The following is a 23,285-nucleotide window of genomic DNA, read 5'->3' on the forward strand; positions in this document are numbered from 1 at the left end:
GCAGTTCTGACCTTACTACTGGGTTTATATTTACCGCCCATTTGGGCACGCTATCACATTTAAGTCAAGGATTTAAGATTAATAGCATCGCGCTCTACCGATTGAGCTACCCCCCTACGTTTGGTAGAGGGGGCTGGATATGAGCCAGCAACCTCGATGATGTGATTTTCCTGACATTCGTTTTAGCGATCGGCGGTGAATGCTGAGTTTAGAGTAATAGCTTGCTGTTGAATTTGTACGCAATGCTGCCTCTGCTAATTGGGCTACCCCCCTATTTTGGGTAGAAGGGACAGGAGTCGAACCTGCACTATCACATTTGTACGGTTTAAGTTGAAGTTTTAGATTGAGCTTGTACTCTGTTTATATCTTAAACCATAACTATCAAAAAAGCAAGCAATCAGCGGAAAATAAACTGAAAAATTCGTTCTCCCACTCTCTGTTCCTCAACTTCAGAATTATTAGCTTCTTCGCGGGCGAACATAACAGCTTGCTGCAAGATTTCCACCCTTTGCAGCAACTCATTGATCCGCCGCGCCAGCATTGCTCCAGAAAACTTGACAGTCCGCCAATAGCCGATCGTAATATCTTCGTAATAAACATCGACTTGAGCCGGATGGTGTTCGGTAGCTTCAGCTTTAACGTGATTGCGCGGAGTTTTAAAAATCTTGAGAGTTTGCATCGGTTCAGTGGCCCAACAGTCTGCCGAAGCATCGAAGTTCCAAGTCTCGGAAGCATCTAAGACGGGAAGTTTTTTGATGAATGCTTGCAAATCGGCTAACTGCTTTTCAATGAATAGCAAATAGCTGACGGGAACTTGGCTCAAAAGCACATTTCCGTCTACAGTTACGTCCGCGCGAGCGCTACAGTTTGTCCAATCTTTGGTTGCGGTTACGTCAAAGAGTTTGGTCAAAACTTCAGTCGTTTTGCGGATAATCTCTTCTGCTTTGACTTCAACTTTTTTGGACTCGGGCGGCAGTTGTTCGCCTTCTTCGTCTTTGGGACGGTAAGTGCGGGAGATTCCAGAAAGCACAGCGGGCTTCTGGAGAGCTTTTTGAGCTTCTGCCAGTTCTTGAACCGAGCGGCTTTTGATGCCTTTTTCGATCGCAATAATCTGATTTAAGCGTGCCATTGTTCGATTTTATTGACGCTGAACTCATATCAAGCCGGGTTAATACTGATAATCAAATTGTTTGTCCTGTGGCTTTTAGGGCTTTGAGAACTTCAGTCCTCAGTACAAACCTCACGATCGTTCTTTAACCAGACTTGTTCATTTTGTAGAATTACATACTTCAATATAAATTACAAGCTTTTTTTTGTAGGCGCGCTGCCAAGAGATCCCGCCGCTACCCGTGCCCAGCAATTTATCTCTTAAAAAATCGGCAAAATCTCTAGCGTCGTTGCCAAAGTGTAGCAAATATAACTCTTTGTCAGCGCTCCAACTACCTCTTGAGATAGATGCGGAAATCCCTCCCAGGGCGCGTTGTCATATCGGGAAATATTTCTTAACATATAGATAACAAAGGGAATCCGAGGAGACACCAAAAATCCTTAAGCCCTTGGGGTGCCCCGGTTAATCAGACTTTTCGCAAACAAGGGCTAAATCAATGAACAAGTCGCAAAACTCGGAAGTTTCAGCATTTTTGCCCATGCTCCAAAAAGGCATTTGGTTGTTTGGGATTCTCTCTTGGATATTCGGGCTGACAGATAGAACTATTGCACTATTATCTGACGGATATTTGTCGGCGATCGATATTGTCCAGCTATTTACAGCATCCTTTTTCTTCATTAGCTGGCTGTTTTTAAGCCCCTTTTTGGGTCTTAACTCCCAGAGTCAGCCGAAGGAAGAAGCATCTTCCTAGTTTTTAATTGGTAATGTTAGTTTCTCGATCGCTCTTTGTTTCTTCTGGGGCAAAGCGGGCCGGCCAAATGCGATCGCAAAAAAACAAAGTTCCCGCCGTCACGCACAGCGGAATCGCCAACAGATTCAACAGCGGAATGCTCACCAAACCCAAACAAACCACACCAAAACTCCCGCTGGCCGGCAAACTCGCCCAAATTATCTCCAACTTCTCCTGAAAAGGTCGCCTCCGCCTCTCTAAAGGTGCATCTAAAAAGTCCAAACAGACAATAGTCGCGCCCAAAGCTACGCCACCCAAACTGCTAAGAATAGAGCCGACACCAGGGAGAAAATTTAGTAGCAGCAGCGGTATACCGACGCTCAACAAAATTTGTAATTTTCGCAGTTCAAAGGCGATCGCCCTTTGAATATCCCCAAAACTACTCGCTAAATTCATTGGTGCTTCTGCGGGCAATTGACCGTTCCGCAGGAGTTCCAATTGTTCGGAAAGTTTGCCGTACCAGGGCGAACCTAAAATCACGCCAAACTGCACTAACAAAAATCCAATTATTAGCAAAAGTCCTGACACTAGGATCACGCGCAGCAGCCAGCCAAAAGCAACTGTTAACACGCCGAGAAAGCTCAGCCAAGCTGGAAAACTCGCAATTAGAGTATTAAATCGGACGGACAAATCGGCAACCCAAACGTCTATCCCTGCCAAACTGGGAAATAGCAAGCTTAAATAAAGACCAATACCAATTATCAAATTTAGCACCACGGGAACTAATACATAAGTCCACAGCTTGGGAGTTTGCAAAATCAGCGTGAAAGCTCGCAAAGGATAGGTGAAACCTGCCAGGAGTCCAATTGGTGCGGTAATGGCGGCGTGGGCGGGGTTTGAATTGAGCTGTTTTGACATATTTTCTGCTTTTGAGGACTCGACTCTATTTTCTATTCTCCACTTTCCATTATTATTGCTGATGAGGATTTATCGCAGGTAGCCCAAAAGTGAAGCTTTTTATTTACCATACCCCGGAACTTACGCCAGCCGACAAAATGCCGGCTTGCGCGATCGCAGTTGATGTGCTGCGGGCGACTACGACAATGGCAACGGCCCTGAATAATGGCGCGGAAGCTGTCCAAGTTTTCAGCGACTTAAATAAGCTAATGGCCGAGAGCGAAAAATGGCCTGCAGATAAGCGGATTCGCGCCGGAGAGCGCGGCGGCGGCAAAGTTGACGGATTTGACATGGGGAATTCCCCCCTCGACTGCACGCCAGAAAAGGTGACTGGGAAGCGAATTTTTATCAGCACAACTAACGGTACTCGGGCTTTGGAGAGAGTGCAAGCTGCTGCAACTGTGTTAACGGCGGCTTTGATTAACCGCAAATCTGTGGTGCAGTTTTTGTTAAATAAACAGCCGGAAACTATTTGGATTGTGGGTTCTGGTTGGGAAGGAAGTTATTCGTTGGAAGATACGGTTTGTGCTGGTGCGATCGCCCAAAGTCTGCTAGCAGAAAGCGGTATTCCTGCGAGCGATTTTGCTGGGAACGATGAAGTATTTGGGGCTATTGCTCTTTATTTGCACTGGCAAGATCGGTTGCACGAATTGTTGGAAAGAGCTAGCCACGGTCAGCGCCTCCTCGGTTTAGGTGTTATTGAAGATTTAAAATATTGCGCGCAAACGGATACTTTAGATGTGCTGCCTATGCAGCGAGAACCGGGAGTTTTGGTTAAGTCGGATTTTAAAATTCCTCAAGCTAATTTCTGGGATCAATCTTCGGAAAAAACGGCGAATTAAATTTTTTTGCGAGTGCAGTATTAGTAAGGTGCGCCTAGGCGCACCCTACGGAAATTAGCAGGTAGTTAGTGAACAATATTTCTTTAAGCAAGTAGAATTAAACATACTTGGTAGGGACAAAACTATGTTTTGTCCCTAGTCTATTGTCGGCAATTGAGAATTGCTGCCTTCACCGCCGAAGCGCTGAATTAAACACTCGGCAATTCTGGCTGCTGCACCGGGTTCTCCCATGCGCCGCCAGCCATTTTCAGCGATTAGCTGCAACCTGTCGGGGTCGCGGAGCAAAGACTGCACCGCGCCGGCAACTTCGGCGGGATGTTTGACTAAGATTAATGACGGGCCTAACAGGCGACTTTGAGCTTCTGCAAAGGCGGGAGTAAATTGCGGGCCGTTTCCGGGAATGGCGATCGCGGGTTTTCCTAAACCTACAAATTGTTCTGTAGCTGTTCCTGCCATTGCTATTGCTAAATCTGCTTCGTACAAACAATCGTTAAAACTTTGCTGAGTCAAAATCATTGTGGCGTTTCTCTGCACAAATGTCAGCGGTAATAGCAAATTAGGAGATTCTTGCTGAATTTCTTGAGCGCTAGAAACAGGAGGTCGCAAAATACTTCCTTCTCGCCGCTGCGTTCTAGTTTCGCCTTGTTGTCGCCACCCAAAAAATTCTAAACTAGGTCGCAAAGCTTCTAGATTTAACTGAGGGGAAATCGCTCCGAAAAATAACAATTTGCGATCGGCAAACAGCGACAAAATTCCGGCTACAGCCTCTATTATTAGCAGCCAATTAGCATAGGCTTCCGGCGCTCTAGAACCGGGGAGTAAGGTGATGACGAGCGATCGCGACCTTTCCCGAAACTCTGCGTCAGGGCCGTAAAAACCGGCGGGGTTTTCCGGTTCGAGTCCGTCCATCATCGGGTTTCCGAGATTGTAAGCGGGAATTCCCAGCTTTTGTAAAGTCTCGGCGGTTAGCGCGTCCCTAGCAAAAACGGCCCGACAGCGCGATCGAGTCATCAACCAGCGCTCCCAAGGCAAATAAACCGATCGCGGGCAACCCCACCAACCAAAGGCGCGGGATTTGCGAGCCAGAGGCCCGTCCTCGTCCCGCAAATAATACTCGGACTTGGCAGTACCGACAAAGGCATAGGGCGCGCCGCCCAGCCAAGCAAACAGCAGCGGTACAATATCCCCGCAGGCTAAAATAACGCCGTCTTGATTCCCAGACTGTTGTTGCGATCGCACCCAAGCGCGGATGGCTTTAAACTGAGCTAGGGTCAACTGAAGCAGCCCGCCTTTGACATCGCGCAAAAATTCCCTTCCGTCCATGTAAATAAAGCCGCCCGAAGGCATCCGCTGCACCGGGCCGATGATGCGGGCGTTTTCTAGTTGAGCGAAAGCTTGCCCTTCGCCCACTAGCGGAAACACGGCTAATTCTGGAGGATGCGGGTGCTGTTGTAGTTCCTGCAAGATGCGAAGGGCGATCGCGTCTTCTCCGTGGCCGTTACTGAGGCAAAGTAATTTCAATCCCAACTCTCTCAAAAACTGTCTCTGAATATATAGAAGCAAGATTAGCCGCAGGATGCAAGGTGGTATAGCCGGATGTTGAAGTAAGTGGAGCGACGATCGCACGAGTCCGGGACTTTTTGGTAAAATAGCAGATGAAACTCTATTTTTTAGGTAAAATTGGATGGTACAAACCCTGCCAAAATCTTTGACACTCCAAGAGTTTCTTAAGTTGCCAGAAACCCAACCAGCCAGCGAGTACATTGACGGTGCAATCATTCAAAAACCGATGCCTCAAGGAGAACATAGTGTCATTCAAGGCGAGTTGACAAGTGCTGCTAATGCTACTCTCAAACCTCAAAAGGTGGCGCGAGCATTTCCCGAACTACGGTGCATTTTTGGCGGTCGAGCGATCGTTCCAGACGTGACTGTATTCACTTGGGAGCGCATTCCCCGTAAAGAAAATGGTGGTGTGGCAAATGTGTTTGCGATCGCCCCGGATTGGACAATTGAAATCCTCTCCCCCGACCAAAACCAAACTAAAGTTACTAAAAATATTTTACATTGTCTCAAACACGGAACTCAAATGGGTTGGTTAATCGATCCAGAGGATCAGTCGGTTTTTGTATATCGGCCGACTCAATCAACGGAGGTGTTTGACGAACCGGAACAGTTATTGCCCATGCCATCTTTTGCCCGGGAATTGCAACTGAAAGTAGGAGATTTATTTGGTTGGCTATTAGAGTGAAACAACAGAATATTAGAGTAGGAGAGAGGGAGAGGGGGTAAGGATTTGACGAGTTTTGATATGGGATCGAAATATGCAGTTTAGATGCACAACAGCTTATCAGACAATATAGACAGTGCACTGAAAAGGTGCAAATTCTGAATGGGGTCTTGAGAATTGGGCATTGGGCAGTGGAACTGACAACAAATAACTAATGACCACTGATCACTGACCATCGATATATTGCTTTAAAGTATTCCGAATTTGTTTGAGCTGAAATCCCTTAGCAAGTTGGCGCAGCTTCGAGACAAACGGCACTAAATTAGGTTCTAAACTCTCCAGCTTAGCACTCTCCTCAAAAATTTCTTCAATGTCGCCCATAGCTGCGAGTTTCAAAAGTTTTGCTACCGATTCAGAAGCCGCAGGTAACAGAGAAGAATAAGCAGGAAAATCAGAGGCGGGTGACAAACTGGGAGTTTTGCGTTTTTTGTTTTCCGAAGATTCCCCATAAATCCATTCTAGTCCCAAATGCACGCGCAACTGTTCCAAAAAGTGATTTGCTTCGATCGGTTTGGGAAGAAAAGCATCGTACCCTGCGAGGATGGTATCTTGCTGCGTAGCCTCGAAAACGCTAGCTGACATAGCGATTAACACGACCTCTTTTACTGCCGGCAACTGCCTCAGTTTTCTTGCAGTTTCTAAGCCATCCATTACAGGCATCCGCAAGTCCATTAAAATCACATCCGGTTGAAATTTAACTGTTTTGCAGAGGCATTCTTGCCCGTTTTGGGCCTCTGCAACCTCAAATCCCAAACGCCGCAGTAGCCTGCATAACAAATCGCGATTTAGTGGATTGTCATCCACGATTAGCACTTTCCGCTTATTGCCGATAAAACCGACAATCCAGCGTTTTTCCTGCAAAGGAGACACCTCCAAGTACCGTTTAGCTGCTGGCAATTCTAAATCCACCCAAAAAGTGCTGCCTTTTCCCAAAGTGCTGTGGACGCGAATTTCGGTACCCATTAGTTTCGCTAATTTTTGGCTAATCGAGAGTCCGAGACCTGTACCTTCAACAAATGTATTGCCTCCTACTTGGTGGAAAGGCAAAAATATTTCTTCTAACTTGCTTCGCTCTATTCCAGTGCCGGTATCCTCCACTTGAAAGCGGATTTTTAAAGCGTGTTTTGCTGCGATAGGATTGTGGGCAAAGCGCATATAATTTTCTTTGAGTTCCGAACTCAAAGTCGAGAGTTCATAATTTTCTCCTTGCCCTAGACTCCAGGCCCCGGTGCCGACATAGCCGACTTTGAAAGTCACACCGCCGCTGTTAGTAAATTTAACGGCATTGCTGAGTAAATTTATGAGAATTTGGCGCAATCTTTTTGGATCTACACGAACGCAGCTAGGCAGGGGAGAGACTTGTTCATAATGGAATAAAATTTCTTTTTGAGAGGCCCGCATCTGAAAGAGATCAGCAATGTTTTTCGTGAAATTTAGAAAATTCAACTCTTCCGGGTAGAGTTCCATTTTTCTAGCTTCAATTTTGGAAAGATCTAAAACATCGTCGATTAACATCAGCAGGTGTTGACCGCACTGTTGAATATTGCTGAGACTTTCTTGGTGATCTGAGTTTAAGTCTTTGTCGGTTTTGAGGATTTGAGCGTAACCTAAAACGCCGTTTAAAGGCGTGCGTAGTTCGTGGCTCATATTGGCAAGAAATTCGCTTTTGGCGCGGTTGGCGCTTTCTGCGACTAATGCGGCTTGTTGGAGGGCAGATTCTGCAAGTTTGCGATCGGCAATTTCGGTTTGTGCTTGTTGAAATAGCGTGGATTGCTGGATCGCGATCGCCAATTGCACGCACAATTGCCGGAGGGATTCTATTTCTGAGGAATCCCAGGGACGGGGGCCCGTGCAATCTTGGGCGATTAGCAGTCCCCAGAGGTTATTTTCTGCAGTCTGTTCGGTCTGGGAAATGCTTTCTCGTGCTTTTAAAATCGGCACTATTAAGTTAGCTTTTACTTCAAATCCTTCGAGAAACTTCATGTGACATTCCGTCAGATTTTCCCGGTAAATATCTTCCATAGCTCGAATAGAGCCTTGCTGGTAAATCTCAACAAATCTCTCTTTAAAACAGCCGTCAATATTGGTAAAGTCTCGCAGCGAAATTCGATTGTGGGCCACGGATTCCACAACTACAACGCCGCTCCAGTCGGGATTAAAGCGGTAAATAACTGTGCGGTCTGTTTGCAAAAATTGCCGCACTTGTTCGACAGCAGCGGTGAGGATTTCTTCTAAATTGAGGGAGGAGCGAATGCGATCGAGCATGGCAACTACCAGCCGTTCTCGCCTTAATTGCTGCAACAGCGCTATCTCGGCTTGTTTGCGTTCGGTGATGTCGGTAATTACTCCCACTAACCCGATTAAATGACCACTTTCATCTTTAATGCCGTCGGCGCGAAATAAAGTTGTTACCAGTTCGTTGTTTTTAGTGTTGATTTTGAGTTCGCCTTGCCAAGATTTGCCTTTACGGATCGTTTTAAACATTTCTAGCAGCACTTTAGTTTGGGGGTAAATTGCTGTTAATCCGCCTGCTGTGTTTAGTTCTTCTGCGGTGTAGCCGTACTGTTGAACAAAGGCTTGATTGTGGTAGAGCGATCGCCCTGTCAAGTCAGCAATGCCGATCGCATCGCTGGTGCTTTCTACCGCTTGAGTAACTCGCAGCAAATCTAATTCTGCTTGTTTGCGATCGCTAATATCAGTAATAGTTCCGATATAGCCTTTAATTTCCTGCTTGTCTCCGATTTCTGCAATTGCCTGACCGATCACCCAAATTACACGACCGTCTGGATGCTGAAAGCGGTATTCTGATTTAAAAGGAATTTTCTCAATAATTGCTTGATGCCATTCATTTTTTACCCGCTCCGTATCATCGGGATGTAGGGCATTCATCCAGCCATTTTGGGCGGCTAATTCTGGGTTTAATCCCGTGATTTCGCTCCACCGTTGATTCACATAAAGGCAATTTCCCAAGGTGTCTGTATGGAATATGCAAACTGGCGATGCTTCTGCTAAAGTTTGGTAGCGACGCTGGCTCGCTCGCAGGGCTGATTCTACCTGTTTTCTATTAGTGATATCGCGCACTATAGAAATGATTTCGCCACCGACAAGCCTTGTCAGCGACAATTCTTGAGGGAACTTACTACCGTCCCGGCGCTGACCGCTAGCTTCTATATTGCAGTACCCTTTTTGCATGAGCATTGGCATTATTTGTAGTTCAAAAAATAGATTTTCTGCTTTGCTGTAGAGCATTTTCCATTTCTTCCCATACAGTTCGCTAGTGCTAGCCAAGCCGTACATTTTGAGATAAGCGTCGTTGGAATAAATACATTCTTTATTAGTATTAAAAATGGCGATTCCGTCATACGCAGCGGCCATTGCTACTGCTTGTCGCTGGAGTTGGGACTCTGCTTGTTTGCGAGAGGTAATGTCGTGCCCGACTGAGTAGATTAAACTTTCTTCACTAAATGGCGAGGATGTCCACAGGAAGCATTTGTAAGAACCATCTTTGCAGAGATAGCGGTTTTCAAAGGAGATACTGGAGGTACCTGCTATTAGTTTGGCTCCTTCGGCTGCGGTAGCTTTTCGATCGTCTGGATGAACAAATTCGATCATCGGCTTGGCAAAAAGCTCAGCACTACTGTAGCCTAGAACCGTTGACCAAGCAGGGTTAAATCGTCTAAAATAGCCATCAAAGCCTACAATACAAAGCAAGTCTAAGGAGATGGTAAAAAAGTGATCGCGCTCTGTTTGGGCTTGCTTTAATTCAGTGATATCCATCACTAAACCGTCCCAGAGAATATCGCCTTCGCTGCCAGATTTGCTTTCATTATTCAGCCTTTCCGGTCTCGCCGCTCCTTGCAGCCACTTAACTTTTCCAGATGGCAAAGTCTGTCGCCACTGCTGCTGCCAAGGTTCCAAGGTAGCGGCAGAAATTTCGATCGATGATTCTAAATCTAAGAAATCGTCTGCGTGAATTCCGCTGAAAATCAGTTCCGCATTTTGCTCGATTGCTTCTGCTTCTAATTCGTACAGTTGGCGGCTGCCTGAAGAGACGTAGGGGAAAGACATTTTTCCAGTTGCTGACCTTCGTAATTGATAAATTGTTCCCGGTATGTTAGCTACCAATTTTTGAAAGCGAGCTTCGCTTTGTTCCAGGGCTTTTTGTTGCTGTCTGTATTCCGTAAAATCTCTAATTGTACCCACTATTACTTTACTGCCGTCTGCTATTTTGAAGACGCTTTTTTTTGTAGAAATTATGTGTTCTCTCCCGGCAGTGTCTGTAAATTTTTCTTCTGTTTCCAAGCAGACACCCGTTCTCAATACTTCTTCATCTTTTGTCCAAAAAACAGCAGCCTCTGATTTGGGAAAAAAGTCATAATCTGATTTACCGAGCAGTTCTTGCCGCGATTTCCCGACAAACTGACAAAAAGCATCATTTAATATCATCCAGCGGTGTTGCTCGTCTTTGACAAAAATGGGGTCGGGCGTAGCATTTATGGTGTGGTTTAAAAAATTTTCTGACGCTTTCAGTTTGGCTTCGTAGCGGTAGCGATCGCTCACGTCCAACACTACTTCGATGATCCGGTCGATAGACCCGTCCAGGCGGCGGATGCAGCGCAGAGAAACTCGCGTGTAAACTATTTCGCCGTCTTTTTTGAGCCACCTTTTGTCTAAGATGTAACCCTCGCTCCTACCTGCTAACATCTGAGAAAAATTTTCACAATTAGCCTCCAAATCCTCTGGATGAGTCAACTCTAGCCAATTCTTTTGCACGAGTTCGTAGCGCTCATAGCCCAGCAAATTGCACAGGGCATCGTTAACTTCTATCCAGTGGCAATTTAGAGGAATTTCCCTGTCAATAATTGGAGCGATGATGGCAATGCCGATCAGGGAATTTTCCACCACCGAGCGATATTTTTCTTCACTTTTTCGCAAAGCATCTTGACTGTTCTGGCGTTCTATGGCGTAACGGAGCGATCGAATTAACAGTTCGCTATCTATTTTTCTTTTTACCAAATAATCCTGTACGCCGACCGAAATCAACCGCAGGGCAAGCTCTTCGTCGTTTTGGGCGGTCAGAACTACGATCGGCACATTTACCCCGTACTCTTGTACCCGAGCCACCGTCTCGATTCCCAGACTATCTGGCAGTGAAAGGTCTAATAAAATTATGTCAAAAGTTTCTTGATTCAATCGCTGCTGCGCTTCGCTGAGGCGCTCTACTTTCGTCAGCACTATACGCTGCGCGCCGCCTATTTCTGACAGCAAATCTTCAATCAGCTCAGCTTCATGAGGGTTGTCTTCTACTAACAGAACTTTTAAGCAGATAGGAGGCACAGTTAAGTTAAAAACTGCTTTCATAATATTTATTAATCAATAAAATATTAAAATAACTTTAATTTTACCTTTTATTTTCAGGGCAGTCATTCAATTGCACGCACACATACATCGAGCGTCCGATTCGGGAGGGTAAGCAAGCGCTACAAAATTTTTGTTTAATCATTAAAATTTTATCACGCACCAACTAGACTGTCAACGGAAAATATTTTTTATTATAACTGATTATTTATACCACTTAACAAAAAGAATGCAACTGTAGCCCATCCCCCCACCACGCTCGTCCCATTCCTTCCCAATTATTTAATGTTTTCATCTGCTTTCTTAAATAGTATTAACTTCTCAATTATATCTTCTAGATGAGGATTTCTAATATAGAAACTATTTAATTTTGCCTCGCTTATAGCTTATACTTTTGGTCAAAATTATGTCTCAATTAAGGGAGAGTAAAGTAAAAAGTTGAACCTTGCTCTGGTTCCGATTCCACCCAGATACATCCCCCATGAAGTTCCACAATTTTTTGACAAATTGCTAAACCAATACCTGTCCCCGAATATTCTCTTTGAGTATGCAAGCGCTGGAAAATTTGAAAGATACGTTTTTGATGCTGGGGAGCAATCCCAATTCCATTATCTGAGACAGAAATTAACCAGTTTTCCTCCTGTCTGCAAGCGGTAATATGAACCACAGGCGGTGCATCGTGGCGATATTTAATCGCATTGCCGACTAAATTTTGAAAGAGCTGTACGAGCTGAGAAATATCCCCCATTACCGCTGGTAATTCGCTGTAGGTGACAATGGCTTGAGTCTGGCGGATCGCCCCTTGCAGGTTCGCGAGTGCTTGCTCGACTGCGTAATTGCAATCTGTCAGTTCAAAAGGTTTCCGGCTCCGGCCAACTCGTGAATATTCGAGTAAATCGTCAATTAAAGTTTGCATTCTGGTGCAGCCGTGAACGATATTGCCGATAAACTTACTACCTTGGCTATCGAGTTGATCTTTGTAGCGTTTTTCTAAAAGTTGAGCGTAACTGGCAATGGTTGCTAAAGGCGCTTGCAAGTCATGAGAAGCCACATAAGCAAATTGTTCTAGTTCCGCATTTGAACGCGCCAATTCTTGGTTAGATTTTAATAGAGCCGATTCGGCGCGCTGGCGGTTCGATATCTCTTGTTGGAGTACCAAATTTTGCTCTTGGAGGGCTTTTTCAACGGCGCGACGGGTGCTAATTTCTTGTTGGAGGATTTGGTTTTTTTCCTGAAGAGTTTTTTCTACGGCTAAGCGGCTGGTGATTTCTTCTTGCAACAGCACATTTTGTTCTTTTAGCTGCTTTTGTAAATTCCGCAGGCTGAGGTGACTTTCGATGCGGGCGAGCACTTCTTCAAACTGAAATGGCTTGCTGATATAGTCAACTGCTCCCACAGCAAATGCGTTTACTTTGTCGAAAACTTCATCTTTAGCGCTGATAAAAATAACCGGAATTTCGCGAGTTTTAGGCTCTAATTTCAAGTGCTGACAAACTTCATAACCGTTCATTTCCGGCATCATTATGTCGAGCAAAATTAAATCAGGTGGATTAGAATTGCAGGCTCTCAAAGCCATTTTTCCGTTAATCACGCAGCGGGGGGTGTACCCCCTTTGAGTCAACATGGTAGACAACAGACGCAGGTTTTCTGCAGTATCGTCTACTACTAAAATGTTTCCTAACGGCGTCCCTGGTTGCTGATTGTTCATTGATTATTTCCCAGTTCCTGTTTTCTTCACAAAAAATGTTGGCAGCTATTTTATTTAGGACTTACGGAAAACACCCGGTTTCTAGTAGGAATATTGGGTAAATAAAACGATAAATCCGGTCCGAAACCGGGTGTTTAGCCGTTTGTTCACAAGCAAGTCCAGTTATTGTTCGTTTACAAACCCTCAAATCCCCAGCAGCAGAGTCAAAGCATTATTGTTCCAAGTCAATCCTTTGTCTAAAACTTTAAATCCCGCGACTTTGCACATAGATTCTAAAGCAGTAGCTGTAGGTAGCCACCAACAAGGCGCAAAATCGTTCATGTCAAAAACTGCTTTCTCAGTTATCCCTATAAGTTGGTTATTGTTGATGTATGGTCGCCAATAAGCTGTTAAAATAGCTCGTTCTGCGTCGTCCAAAGCGGGAACAAACATTACTCCCGAAGCGGGAATTTGATAGCGTCCCAACTCATTTTCTATCACTTCTTGAGTAATAGCTGAAGTGAAAATTAAATGCTCGCGAGTTATCTGACGCAAAGCAACTAAAATCTGCAACGGATGCGGGTGATGGTACAAAACTCCTGCACAGTGAACTACATCGTAAGGCTCGCCAATGTCTGTAAGCTGAATCTGAGTGATATCTTGATTGATACAGTGATAATTAGCAATATTTAAACTTGTCATGCGATCGTGAAAATCTTGCCACCACTGGAGGGATGCCGGCATGGCATCAATCATTGTCAGAGAAACTGCACCGTATTTGCTAGCTACAGATACTTTTTCGCTGACAGTTCCCCACAAGCCGCCGACTTCTGCAAAAGTCTTGCCTTTGGCGACTCTGGCGATATAGCGATCGCGAATATCCTTAGCCTCTAACTCTAATAATAGAGTAGATTTCCCTGTTTGACGCTGTTTTTCTAAAATCCCCTCTAATTTTTGGGATATTTCTGGATCTTTTGGTCTAATCTCTAATACCATCAAGTACAACATGATGGCTTCGTTAAGCCGATCGCTCTCAGCCAACTTTTGGGCGATTCCGCAGTAAAATTCAGGAGCGTGCTGCGGCTGCGTTTGGTGGTGATAGTAGCTAGTTGCTACATCTGCATCTACCGGAGTTCTTTTAATGAGAGCCTTACCTAACTTTATGTAAATTTCCGGTAGAGACGGCTCGATTTTAAGCGCACAAAGGTAGGCGGAAACAGCATCGTTCCATGCGTGATTTCCACTCAAAGCATCGCCTAAATTGTAATAAGACCAAGAAATATGGGGATTAAGTTCAATAGCACGTTGGTAAGCGGTAGCTGCGGCTTTCCACTGTTGAGTTTTTAACAGCGCTTCTCCTAAATTGTGGTAAGTCCAAGAGAATTCTGGATTGAGTGCGATCGCCCGCCGATAAGCGAGTGTTGCGGCTTCAAACTTTTGAAGTTTAACTAAAGTCAAAGCTAAGTTATAATGAGACCAAAATAAATCCGCATTTAGTGCGATCGCCCGTTCGTATGCAGCCTCAGCTTCCGACCATCTTTCTAGCTTAACAAGAGCATCTCCTAACTGGTGAAAAGCTGAGAAAAAATTCGCATCTAATTCAGTAGCGCGCTGGTAAGCTGCAACGGATTCTGACCATTGTTCTAATCGATCGCAAGCTGCACCGAGGCTGTAGTAAGATCCAGAAAAATTCGGATTTATTTCAACACTTGTGCGATAACATCTCGCGGCTTCTTGCCATTTTCCTAACTTGAGCATAACGCTGCCTAAGTTGTAGTATGACCAAAAAGAATTGGGATTTAACTCAATACTTTCCCGGTAGGCAGCCTCCGCTTCGCGCCAGAGTTCGCTCGCTTGCAAAACATTGCCTAATTTGTAATAAAACTCTGAAATATCCGGCTGGAGTTGAATTGCTTTGCGGTAGTGAACAATAGCTTCATTCCACTGCTTTAGCTCGCTAGCAGCTTCGGCTATTTTGCAATAAGCTTCACAAAAGCTCGGGTTTAAATAAATCGTGCGGTGGTAACAAACTAGCGCTTTTTCTACCTTGTTTTGGGCAAGCAAAGTATTACCCAAGTCTAGATATTCTTCTGCTATTTCTATTGGTTCCACAAGGAGTGCTTGATACCAACAGTCTGCTGCTTCTTCAGCTTGACCGACTTGGGTAAATATCCGGCTCAAATTACGGTAAAATCCTGCAAAGTTTGGTTGCAGGGAGATGGCTTTTTGGTAACAGGCGATCGCCTCTTGCCAATGTTCCAAAGTAGCGCAGAGAGTGCCGAGGTTAGCAAAAGCTTCGGCAAAATCGGGTTGCAGGGCGATCGCAACTTTATACCAATACCTTGCGTCTTCTAGTTTACCCTGAGCTTGCAGCGCTTTCCCCAAGGTCTTGCAAGTCTTGGCGGAATTGGGGTGCGATGCCAAAATTTGCTGGCAAAGTGCGATCGCCTCATCCAACTTCCCTAAAGCCAAATAGACTTCTGCCTGTTGTTGAAAATCAACCGCTGCTGTTTCTGAATTCACTTCCTGCGTTCCTGTTGAGTAATAATTCTATGTATTATTGTATGGTACAACTTGTCAAACTTCAATTTCAAGTAAATACATCTGCCGATGGGCCTATAAATAGTGCTAAATGTCAGCAACCTTAATATAAACTAGACAATAATAGGTAATAGCGAGCTAAATAATGTCAATAGTCAATCGAACACCGCTTATTAGCGTAATTATACCAGCATATAATGGCGATCGCTACATCGTGCAAGCGATTGAAAGCGTCCTAGCTCAAACTTTTACTAATTTGGAGATTATAGTTGTAGACGACGGTTCGACAGATCGCACGCAGCAAGTATTGCAGCCTTATTTTGACAGAATTCGCTACATTTATCAAGAAAACCAAGGAGTCGGGGTAGCCCGGAATCGTGCTTGCGAACTAGCCCACGGCAAGTTTTTAGCTTTTCTAGATGCCGATGATTATTTCCTACCATCCAAGCTAGAGAAACAACTAGCTTGCTTTGACGCTGACCCCACCTTAGATATGGTGCAAACAGGTTGGGTGATCGTCGATGAAACCGGGCGAGAGATTTCTGCTGTCAAGCCTTGGCAGCAAGCGTCTAAATTAGACTTAGAAAGCTTTATTCTATATAAATGCGTACGACCGAGTGCAATGATCCTGCGCCGAACCTGGTGGGAAAAATTGGGCGGTTTCGATTCTCAGTTTCCACTAGCAGAAGATTTAGACTTTGCCTTGCGTTTAGCTTTAAAGGGGTGCAAAACAGTTTGGTTAGAAGAGACACTTACCTGTTATCGCCAGCACAATTCTAATCTCATGTCAAGCGGTTCTCGCCTAATGAAGAATATAGAAATTGTGATGAAAAAATTCTTCGAGCGACCAGATTTACCTCAGTCAATCCGGCAATTAAAAAACCGGGAACGCTATCAATGCTTAAAGTGGCTGGCATGGCGGATGTATCGCGACGGTCATCTAACAGAGATGGCCCAGTGTTTAGAAGAGTCATTGCAATATACGCCTTTTTCGCCCACAAAAACAGTTTTGAATTGGCTAGAAAGTTTTCAGATGGCTTCTGAAGAATATGGTGAGAACTTTGACGCTTATTCGCTGAGTAAGTTACCGGAATGGCAAGAGATTGTTTTGATGGTAATGACTAATCCACCCCAATCTCAACAGAGTTCTATTCCCACACATTCAAAAGCGCAAGCGCACATTCTACTTTACAACACGGACGATCCGGGCGTAGGAGGATTAGCGCAATACAATCATGCCATTCTTTGTCAGTTAGCCCTATTAGGCTATCGAGTCACTTGCGTGCAAACCAAACATTCTAGCCCCTTGGTTGAGCGAGAACGAGAGTTAGGTATAGAGCATTTGTGGCTAGATTTTAGCGGTCATAAAGATTTACAGCGGGTGTTAAGAAATACTCAGGATGCACGAGAGCTTTTTGCTAGCAATCAACCGGATATGATTATTTTTAGCGATGGTTGGCCATTTTCCAATTTTGCAGCTAAACAGGTAGTTATTGAAATGGGAATACCATACATGATAGTGATCGGCTTAGTTATGCCAGAACACGCAACTTTTGCCTGCGGGGATGTAGTGCCTTATGTAGAAGGAGTGCTCTACCACTGCCTGCAAGCTAGAGCCTTGATTGTTGGCGCTTACGAACATTTGAATTTATTGTGCCAACATTTCAAGTTGCCAAAAGAGCGAGGACAAGTGATTTACTTGGGGCGTTCTCCCAAATATTTTGCACCTCCTAATCCTGGGGTTCGTCAACGCCTGCGACAAGAAATAGAAATTCCAGAAGATGCGATTGTCTGTTTCACATCTGCTCGATTGGCATCGATTAAAGGGCATCGATATCAGATCGAAGCAATCAAGCAGTTGCAGCAGTCTCCTGTGTGGTCTAAACTGTATTTTGTGTGGGCAGGAACTGGTGAGGGAAGCGCTGACAATGTAGAAATAGAATTGAGGGAAACTATTAAAGAGTTAGGGGTGAGCGATCGCGTGAAGGCGATCGGACAGCGCTGGGATATCCTAGATTGGCTGGATGCTAGCGACATATTCATTTTGACTTCTCTAGCAGATGCAGCGCCTTCTCTTGCAGTTATGGAAGCGATGGCTAAGGGATTGCCGGTAGTTGCAACGGCTGTGGGCGGCATTCCTGAAGGGCTTGGCGAGACTGGGAAATTGTTGCCAGATCCGAATACCGATCCAGAGGGAACCGCGAGGGAATTGGCGGAAACTGTAGAAGCTTGGGCAATGGATCCAGAATTACGGCATCAAATCGGTAAAGCTTGCAAGCAGCGAGCCGAGAAAGTGTTTAAAGAGGAACGGATGTTGGCAGAGTCGATTGAGGCGATCGAAAAAGCTTTACTTTGTGATCGCCAAACAGATCCATTTGCTACTCGAAAAGAGGTGCAGAGGTCAATGGCGAAAATAGAAAGCCTGGTCAACTACAGCTCTTTAGTATGGAATGCTTGGCAGGCTTACTATCAAGAAGATCTAAGCGGAATGCAGAAGTCGCTTCAAAAATCTTTGAAGTACACACCTTTTTTAAGTACAGAAACGCTCTTAAACTGGGTAGAATATTTTGGCAATTTTTCGTTAGCTAAAGGGCATAATTTAGATACATATTCTCTCATTAATTCAGTACAATGGCAACAATTAGTCGAGGAAGTACAGGGTATTGAATCTGTATTTTATGCACGCTAAAAGACCAGATTGACATTTCAAATTCGGATTGCTGTCAGCAGTAGAATTGCATCTGCCTTCTGCCTGACCTCCGTTACATTCCTTACATCCGTTCCAGAATCCGTTGCCGAACCCTTCCTTATCCCCGATATAATTCATGTCAATACCAAATCCGGCACCGCGAGTAAGTGTAATTATTCCAGCATATAATGGCGATCGCTACATCGCCCAAGCGGTAGAAAGCGTCATCAGCCAAACCTATAAAAACTGGGAAATTATCGTCGTAGACGACGGCTCAAGCGACGACACCCGCCAAGCATTGCAGCCTTATTTTGACAAAATTTGCTATGTTTATCAGGAAAACCAAGGAGTAGCTGCCGCTCGCAACCGAGGAATTCAGGAATCCCGAGGTGAATTAATTGCTTTTTTAGATCAAGATGACTTTTTACTGTCAGATAAGTTAGCTGGACAAGTTGCGTTATTTGACGCTCAGCCATCACTAGGAATTGTTAATAGTGGCTGGCGAATGGTTAAAGAGCAAGGCGAAAGTATTTTCGATGTAACACCCTGGGAATACTTGCCTCAGCTAGACTTAAAAACCTGGATTGTTTATCTGCCCCTACTTCCCAGCGCCATGATGTTTTCGCGGCAGTGGCTGGAACGAGTCGGTGGCTTTGATTCTCAGTATGATTCAGTAGATGATGCCGACTTAATCTTGCGTTTAGCACTATCTGGTTGCGAAGCTGCTTGGTTGCCTCAAGTGACAGTATGCTACCGCCAGCACGGGCAAAATGTGTCCATCCAGAGAGCGCTAAAACAGGCCAACCTTTGTATTAAATTAAAGCAAAGTTTCTTCAGTAGAGCCGACTTGCCAGAGGACATCCGCCAATTAGAAAAGCAGGCTTTTTATGAAGCTCTGACATGGATGGCGTGGCAACTTTACTACAGCGGCTATCCGGCAGAAATGACTGACTATTTGCAAAAATCTTTGAATTATACCCCGTACTCCCTGACAGCAACTATAGCAGATTGGGTAAAGCGCATAACTGAAATTGCTAAGACCTACGGCCGCAATATCGATGCAATTTCTCTCCGAAAATTACCAGAATGGAAACAGTTAATGGCTAGTATTATTACTCCCAAAAAAGTTCGCGTCAGTGTCATCATCCCGGCTTACAACTGCGAGCGCTACATTGTCAGAGCCGTAGAGAGTGTTCTCACCCAGACTTATCAAAACTGGGAAATTATCGTCGTAGACGACGGCTCAACTGACAACACTCGACAAGTTTTGTCACCTTACCTCGATGTAATTCAATACATCTATCAAGATAACCAAGGAGCAGCAATTGCTCGAAATCGTGCTTGTAAGTTAGCACAAGGGGAATTTTTAGCTTTTCTAGATGCTGACGACTTCTTCTTACCAGAAAAACTAGAAAAACAAGTAGCTTGCTTTGACGCTGACCCCACATTAGATATGGTGCAAACAGGTTGGGTTATCGTTGGAAAAAACGACGAAGGCATCTATGGAGTCACGCCTTGGGAAGAAGAACCCAAATTAGATTTAGAAGCTTTTGTTTTCTACAAATCCGTGCGTCCCAGCGCCATGATGCTGCGGCGAGAGTGGTGGGAACGCTTGGGGGGTTTCGATCATCGCTTGCCGCCAACCGAAGATTTAGATTTTGTGCTACGTTTAGGTTTAAAAGGCTGCAAGTCAGTTTGGTTAAAAGAGATATTAACCTGCTATCGTCAGCACGACAGCAATATCATGTCTAACGGCTCCAAATTAATGAAAAATACCGAGATTTTGATGGAGCAATTTTTTGCTCGGCCAGACTTACCTCAGCACATCCGTGACTTGAAACGCGCGGAACGTTACAAGTGTTTCGTATGGATAGCATGGCGGATGTACCGCGACGGATATTTGGCACAAATGGTCGAAAGTCTGGAAAAATCTCTGTATTACACTCATTTGACAGGCACTGAAACTGTTTTTAATTGGCTGGAAACTTTTAAGGGGGTTTCGGAACAGTACGGCTACAACTTTGATGCCTATGCCTTAACCAATTTACAGGAATGGCAAGACATAGTGGCGATCGCAGCGAATAATCCTTATCAGTTTCAATCGGCTTCCACTTCAGCTTCTCGGCGGTCAACAAAGCACGTACTCCTGTACACAGAAGACTCAGGAGTCGGCGGTTTGGCTCAGTTTAACCACTCGCTGATGTGTAAATTAGCTGCGGATGGCTACCGAGTTACCAGCGTTCAAAGTCAAGCTTCTAACCCTTTAATTACCGAACAAAAACAGCTAGGTATCGAACATATTTGGCTAGAGTTCGACACGATGAAAGAGTTTTTGCGAATTGCTTACAATTTGGATGATGCTCAAAAGATTTACTCCCAGGCTCGACCGGATTTAATTATATTTAGTGACGGCTGGCCGATGGCTAACTTTGCAGCTAAAAAAGTTGCGATCGAGCAAAATATACCGTACATAATCAGTCTGGGTTATATCAATCGCAATTATGAAACCTTCGATCGCGGCGATCAAATCCCCTATTTCGATGCAGTTGCCTACCAGTACATCGTAGCCAAAGCAGCGGTAGCAGTTTCCCACGAGAATTTAAACTTGTTCCAAAGCCTATTTAAAGCGCATTTAGAACGAGGAAAAGTAATCTATTATGGCAGACCAAATAGTTATTTTGAGCCACCGAATCTTTCCACTCGCCAACGCCTGCGTCAAGAACAAGGAATCCCAGAAAATGCTATCGTTTGTTTTACGGCGGCGAGATTGACTCCAATCAAAGGATATCAGTATCAATTGCAGGCGATCGCCCAATTAAAAAATCGTCCAATTTGGTCCCAAATTTACTTTGTTTGGGCCGGCCCTGGGTCTACTACTCACGACAATATGGAACCTGAATTAAGAGCAACTGTGAGCAAATTGGGAGTAGAAGAACAGGTTAAATTCTTAGGACAGCGCTGGGATATTGCCGATTGGCTCGACGCCAGCGACATCTTTATTTTATCTTCCCAAGCTGAGGGAATGCCGCTAGCAATTATGGAAGCAATGGCGAAAGGATTGCCCGTAATTGCCACAGCAGTCAGCGGGATTCCTGAAGAACTGGGAGATACGGGAAAGTTGCTCCCCGATCCTACAATCGACCCAGAAGGAACAGTAAAAGAGTTGGTACAAACGGTGGAAATATGGGCAAAAAATCCGGAATTGCGCCGACTTGCAGGACAAGCATGCAAAGCGCGAGCCCAAGAACTATTCAAAGAAGAACGGATGCTTCGGGAATATGGAGAAATAATTGAACAGGCATTGGTAAGTGACGGTGAGAGCGACAGTTTATCTATTAGTCCGAAACTCAAAAAGCAGGTACAGCAAGTGGATAGCCTGGTGAGATACTATTATTTAGTGTGGAAAGCTTGGGAGGCTTACGATCGGGGAGATATGTCCGAGATGGTGAATAATTTGCAATCTGCTTGGGCCTGCACGCCTTATTTTACCACAGAAACTATCTTTGATTGGGTGAAAAATTTTGGTATTTTTGCTGCGGAAAAAGGAGTTAATTTCGATACCAACGAGCTGATCAACTCCCGATCGTGGCAACAAGTGATAGAATCAATACAGGGTTTGGAAGTGTTTTCATCTGTTCGTTAAAATTGATCTCTTGCAGCCTTCTTAGGAACGGGCTATCCGGCCCATTCCACAAAACATCAACCAAACAAAAGATATGCAATTTACATTCAAGTTCCCACGTATTAATAAACTGCTGCCAATGTGTTTAGCTATTGTCACGGTTCTGTTAATAGCCTATTTGGGACAGCCAAGAGCGATCGCCCAACTGCGATCGAACGTTACAGTAGATTTTGGACAGCCAGCCACCGGTACAATTTCCATGAGTGGCATCCTGCATGGAATCGACACCGCGAAACCGCCGGAGAGCTCGATCAAACCCTTGCAGCCGAAACTTTGGCGGGCCGGGAGACTCGATATTTACGATCGCGTAATCGCTAGCGGAGCGGAGTTTCAGTTAGTAGTCAGCGACTTGTGGGGCTACGGTAGCAATCCCAACGGCTGGCCCTATCAAAACTACCCCGCGTGGGAAGCATTCATCCGACAGTTAGCCCAGCAAAATAAAGGCAAGAAAATTATTTGGGATGTATGGAATGAACCAGATTTAAAAAATCCGTTTTGGAATGGAAGCAGAGAACAATTCTTTGAAACCTACAAAAGAGCTTACAAAATTTTGCGACAAGAATTGGGGCCGGCAGCAATGATTGGCGGGCCGAGCATTACCAACTACAACAAAGGATATCTCGCCGCTTTTTTGGATTACTGCAAAGCGAACAAACTGGAAGTAAATTTCCTAGCTTGGCACGAACTTAACGATACCATGATCTTATTTGTTGACGACCATGTAATTGATGCTAAACGTAATTTTCAGCAAAGTCCCTCTTACAAAGAACTGAACTTGCAAAAAATTTACGTCAACGAAATTGTCGGGAACTTAGCGCAGTACCAGCCGGGGGAAATCTTAGGTTATTTGTATAACTTAGAGTATGCAAAAGCTGACGGTGCTTGCAGAGCTTGTTGGGAGAGTAAAGGGCCAAATAAAGTTAGTAATTGCTTCAACAATACGCTGAGTGGGATGGTCACGCCTAACACTTTTGAGCCAAGAGCAGCTTGGTGGACTTACAAAGCTTATGCTGACGGGGTTAATTCGCGGGTGCGGAGTTGGTCAAATAACAATCGCCTTGTCGCTTTAGCCAGCAAGTCAAATCCTGAAGGTAAAGCACAGATACTTTTAGGTTATTTCGATCCCAATTTTTCCTCAGCAACAACGGTAACATTAAGCCTCGGAAATTTGGAGCAGCTAGGTATTCAAAAGGGCCAGAAAATAACTCTAAAATTAGAAAAAATTCCCAACAATCAAGAAGGAGCAGTGCCACAGCTTGTCACCGTTAAAGAAGAAAGTTTGTCGGTAAGTAGTGGCAGCTTGACTTATGTTATCTCTAATTTTAACGTCCACGAAGGCTACTTATTGACGGTTAGCAAGTGATATCGTTTTAGGTTGCATCGGAATTATATAGAGGACACGGC

General features: G+C 44.7%; 12 protein-coding genes. 6 read left to right on the forward strand and 6 right to left on the reverse strand.

All coding sequences use genetic code 11. The annotated features are described in order from the left end of the window. Positions 1-397: 397 nt before the first annotated feature. A complete protein-coding gene (locus QT996_RS02590) occupies positions 398-1,129 on the reverse strand; it encodes a DUF7873 family protein (RefSeq protein WP_333044310.1) in 732 nt (243 codons plus the stop codon). A gap of 475 nt (positions 1,130-1,604) precedes the next feature. On the opposite strand from QT996_RS02590, the gene QT996_RS02595 reads away from it, so the two are divergent. Continuing rightward, complete coding sequence (locus QT996_RS02595) at positions 1,605-1,859, forward strand: hypothetical protein (protein WP_333044311.1); 255 nt, start codon at positions 1,605-1,607, stop codon at positions 1,857-1,859. 3 nt (positions 1,860-1,862) lie between these two features. Here QT996_RS02595 and QT996_RS02600 read toward each other — a convergent pair whose 3' ends face one another. Beyond that, positions 1,863-2,756 (reverse strand): EI24 domain-containing protein, encoded by an 894-nt coding sequence (locus QT996_RS02600; protein WP_333044312.1) that lies wholly within the window; start codon positions 2,754-2,756, stop codon positions 1,863-1,865. Between the two features lie 89 nt (positions 2,757-2,845). Here QT996_RS02600 and QT996_RS02605 point away from each other — a divergent pair, with 89 nt between their 5' ends. Beyond that, positions 2,846-3,637: a 2-phosphosulfolactate phosphatase family protein gene (locus QT996_RS02605; protein ID WP_333044313.1), complete on the forward strand. Its 792-nt coding sequence runs from the start codon at positions 2,846-2,848 to the stop codon at positions 3,635-3,637. Between the two features lie 135 nt (positions 3,638-3,772). Here the strand turns inward: QT996_RS02605 and QT996_RS02610 are convergent, their stop codons facing one another. Beyond that, on the reverse strand, positions 3,773-5,158 hold the full coding sequence (locus QT996_RS02610; protein ID WP_333044314.1) for a lipid-A-disaccharide synthase-related protein: 1,386 nt from the start codon (positions 5,156-5,158) through the stop codon (positions 3,773-3,775). A 163-nt stretch (positions 5,159-5,321) separates the two neighbouring features. Between QT996_RS02610 and QT996_RS02615 the strand changes: the two genes are divergently transcribed. After that, a complete protein-coding gene (locus QT996_RS02615; RefSeq protein ID WP_333044315.1) occupies positions 5,322-5,885 on the forward strand; it encodes a Uma2 family endonuclease in 564 nt (187 codons plus the stop codon). Positions 5,886-6,089: 204 nt separating this feature from the next. Here the strand turns inward: QT996_RS02615 and QT996_RS02620 are convergent, their stop codons facing one another. The 3 genes from QT996_RS02620 to QT996_RS02630 form a co-directional block, all read right to left on the reverse strand. After that, a complete protein-coding gene (locus tag QT996_RS02620) occupies positions 6,090-11,285 on the reverse strand; it encodes a PAS domain S-box protein (RefSeq protein ID WP_333044316.1) in 5,196 nt (1,731 codons plus the stop codon). 412 nt (positions 11,286-11,697) lie between these two features. After that, complete coding sequence (locus QT996_RS02625) at positions 11,698-12,990, reverse strand: ATP-binding protein (RefSeq protein ID WP_333044317.1); 1,293 nt, start codon at positions 12,988-12,990, stop codon at positions 11,698-11,700. Positions 12,991-13,173: 183 nt separating this feature from the next. Further along, complete coding sequence (locus tag QT996_RS02630) at positions 13,174-15,492, reverse strand: tetratricopeptide repeat protein (RefSeq protein WP_333044318.1); 2,319 nt, start codon at positions 15,490-15,492, stop codon at positions 13,174-13,176. Positions 15,493-15,655: 163 nt separating this feature from the next. Between QT996_RS02630 and QT996_RS02635 the strand changes: the two genes are divergently transcribed. The 3 genes from QT996_RS02635 to QT996_RS02645 all read left to right on the forward strand — a co-directional run bounded on the left by QT996_RS02635 (position 15,656) and on the right by QT996_RS02645 (position 23,244). Next, the gene (locus tag QT996_RS02635; protein WP_333044319.1) at positions 15,656-18,199 is read left to right on the forward strand and encodes a glycosyltransferase; all 2,544 of its coding nucleotides are present in this window, start codon (positions 15,656-15,658) and stop codon (positions 18,197-18,199) included. A 136-nt stretch (positions 18,200-18,335) separates the two neighbouring features. Beyond that, positions 18,336-21,842 (forward strand): glycosyltransferase, encoded by a 3,507-nt coding sequence (locus tag QT996_RS02640; protein ID WP_333044320.1) that lies wholly within the window; start codon positions 18,336-18,338, stop codon positions 21,840-21,842. Between the two features lie 73 nt (positions 21,843-21,915). Further along, positions 21,916-23,244 carry a GH39 family glycosyl hydrolase gene (locus QT996_RS02645; RefSeq protein ID WP_333044321.1) on the forward strand — a complete coding sequence of 443 codons (1,329 nt, stop codon included), beginning with the start codon at positions 21,916-21,918 and terminating at the stop codon, positions 23,242-23,244. Positions 23,245-23,285: the final 41 nt, after the last annotated feature.

The sequence above is a fragment of the Microcoleus sp. S13C4 genome (assembly GCF_036700865.1).
GTDB lineage: Bacteria > Cyanobacteriota > Cyanobacteriia > Cyanobacteriales > Microcoleaceae > Microcoleus.

Excerpts from the sequence above, each read along its gene's own strand:
- QT996_RS02590 (WP_333044310.1), bottom strand. The coding sequence starts at position 1,129 with ATGGCACGCTTAAATCAGATTATTGCGATCGAAAAAGGCATCAAAAGC.
- QT996_RS02595 (WP_333044311.1), top strand. The coding sequence starts at position 1,605 with ATGAACAAGTCGCAAAACTCGGAAGTTTCAGCATTTTTGCCCATGCTC.
- QT996_RS02600 (WP_333044312.1), bottom strand. The coding sequence starts at position 2,756 with ATGTCAAAACAGCTCAATTCAAACCCCGCCCACGCCGCCATTACCGCA.
- QT996_RS02615 (WP_333044315.1), top strand. The coding sequence starts at position 5,322 with ATGGTACAAACCCTGCCAAAATCTTTGACACTCCAAGAGTTTCTTAAG.
- QT996_RS02620 (WP_333044316.1), bottom strand. The coding sequence starts at position 11,285 with ATGAAAGCAGTTTTTAACTTAACTGTGCCTCCTATCTGCTTAAAAGTT.
- QT996_RS02625 (WP_333044317.1), bottom strand. The coding sequence starts at position 12,990 with ATGAACAATCAGCAACCAGGGACGCCGTTAGGAAACATTTTAGTAGTA.
- QT996_RS02635 (WP_333044319.1), top strand. The coding sequence starts at position 15,656 with ATGTCAATAGTCAATCGAACACCGCTTATTAGCGTAATTATACCAGCA.
- QT996_RS02640 (WP_333044320.1), top strand. The coding sequence starts at position 18,336 with ATGTCAATACCAAATCCGGCACCGCGAGTAAGTGTAATTATTCCAGCA.
- QT996_RS02645 (WP_333044321.1), top strand. The coding sequence starts at position 21,916 with ATGCAATTTACATTCAAGTTCCCACGTATTAATAAACTGCTGCCAATG.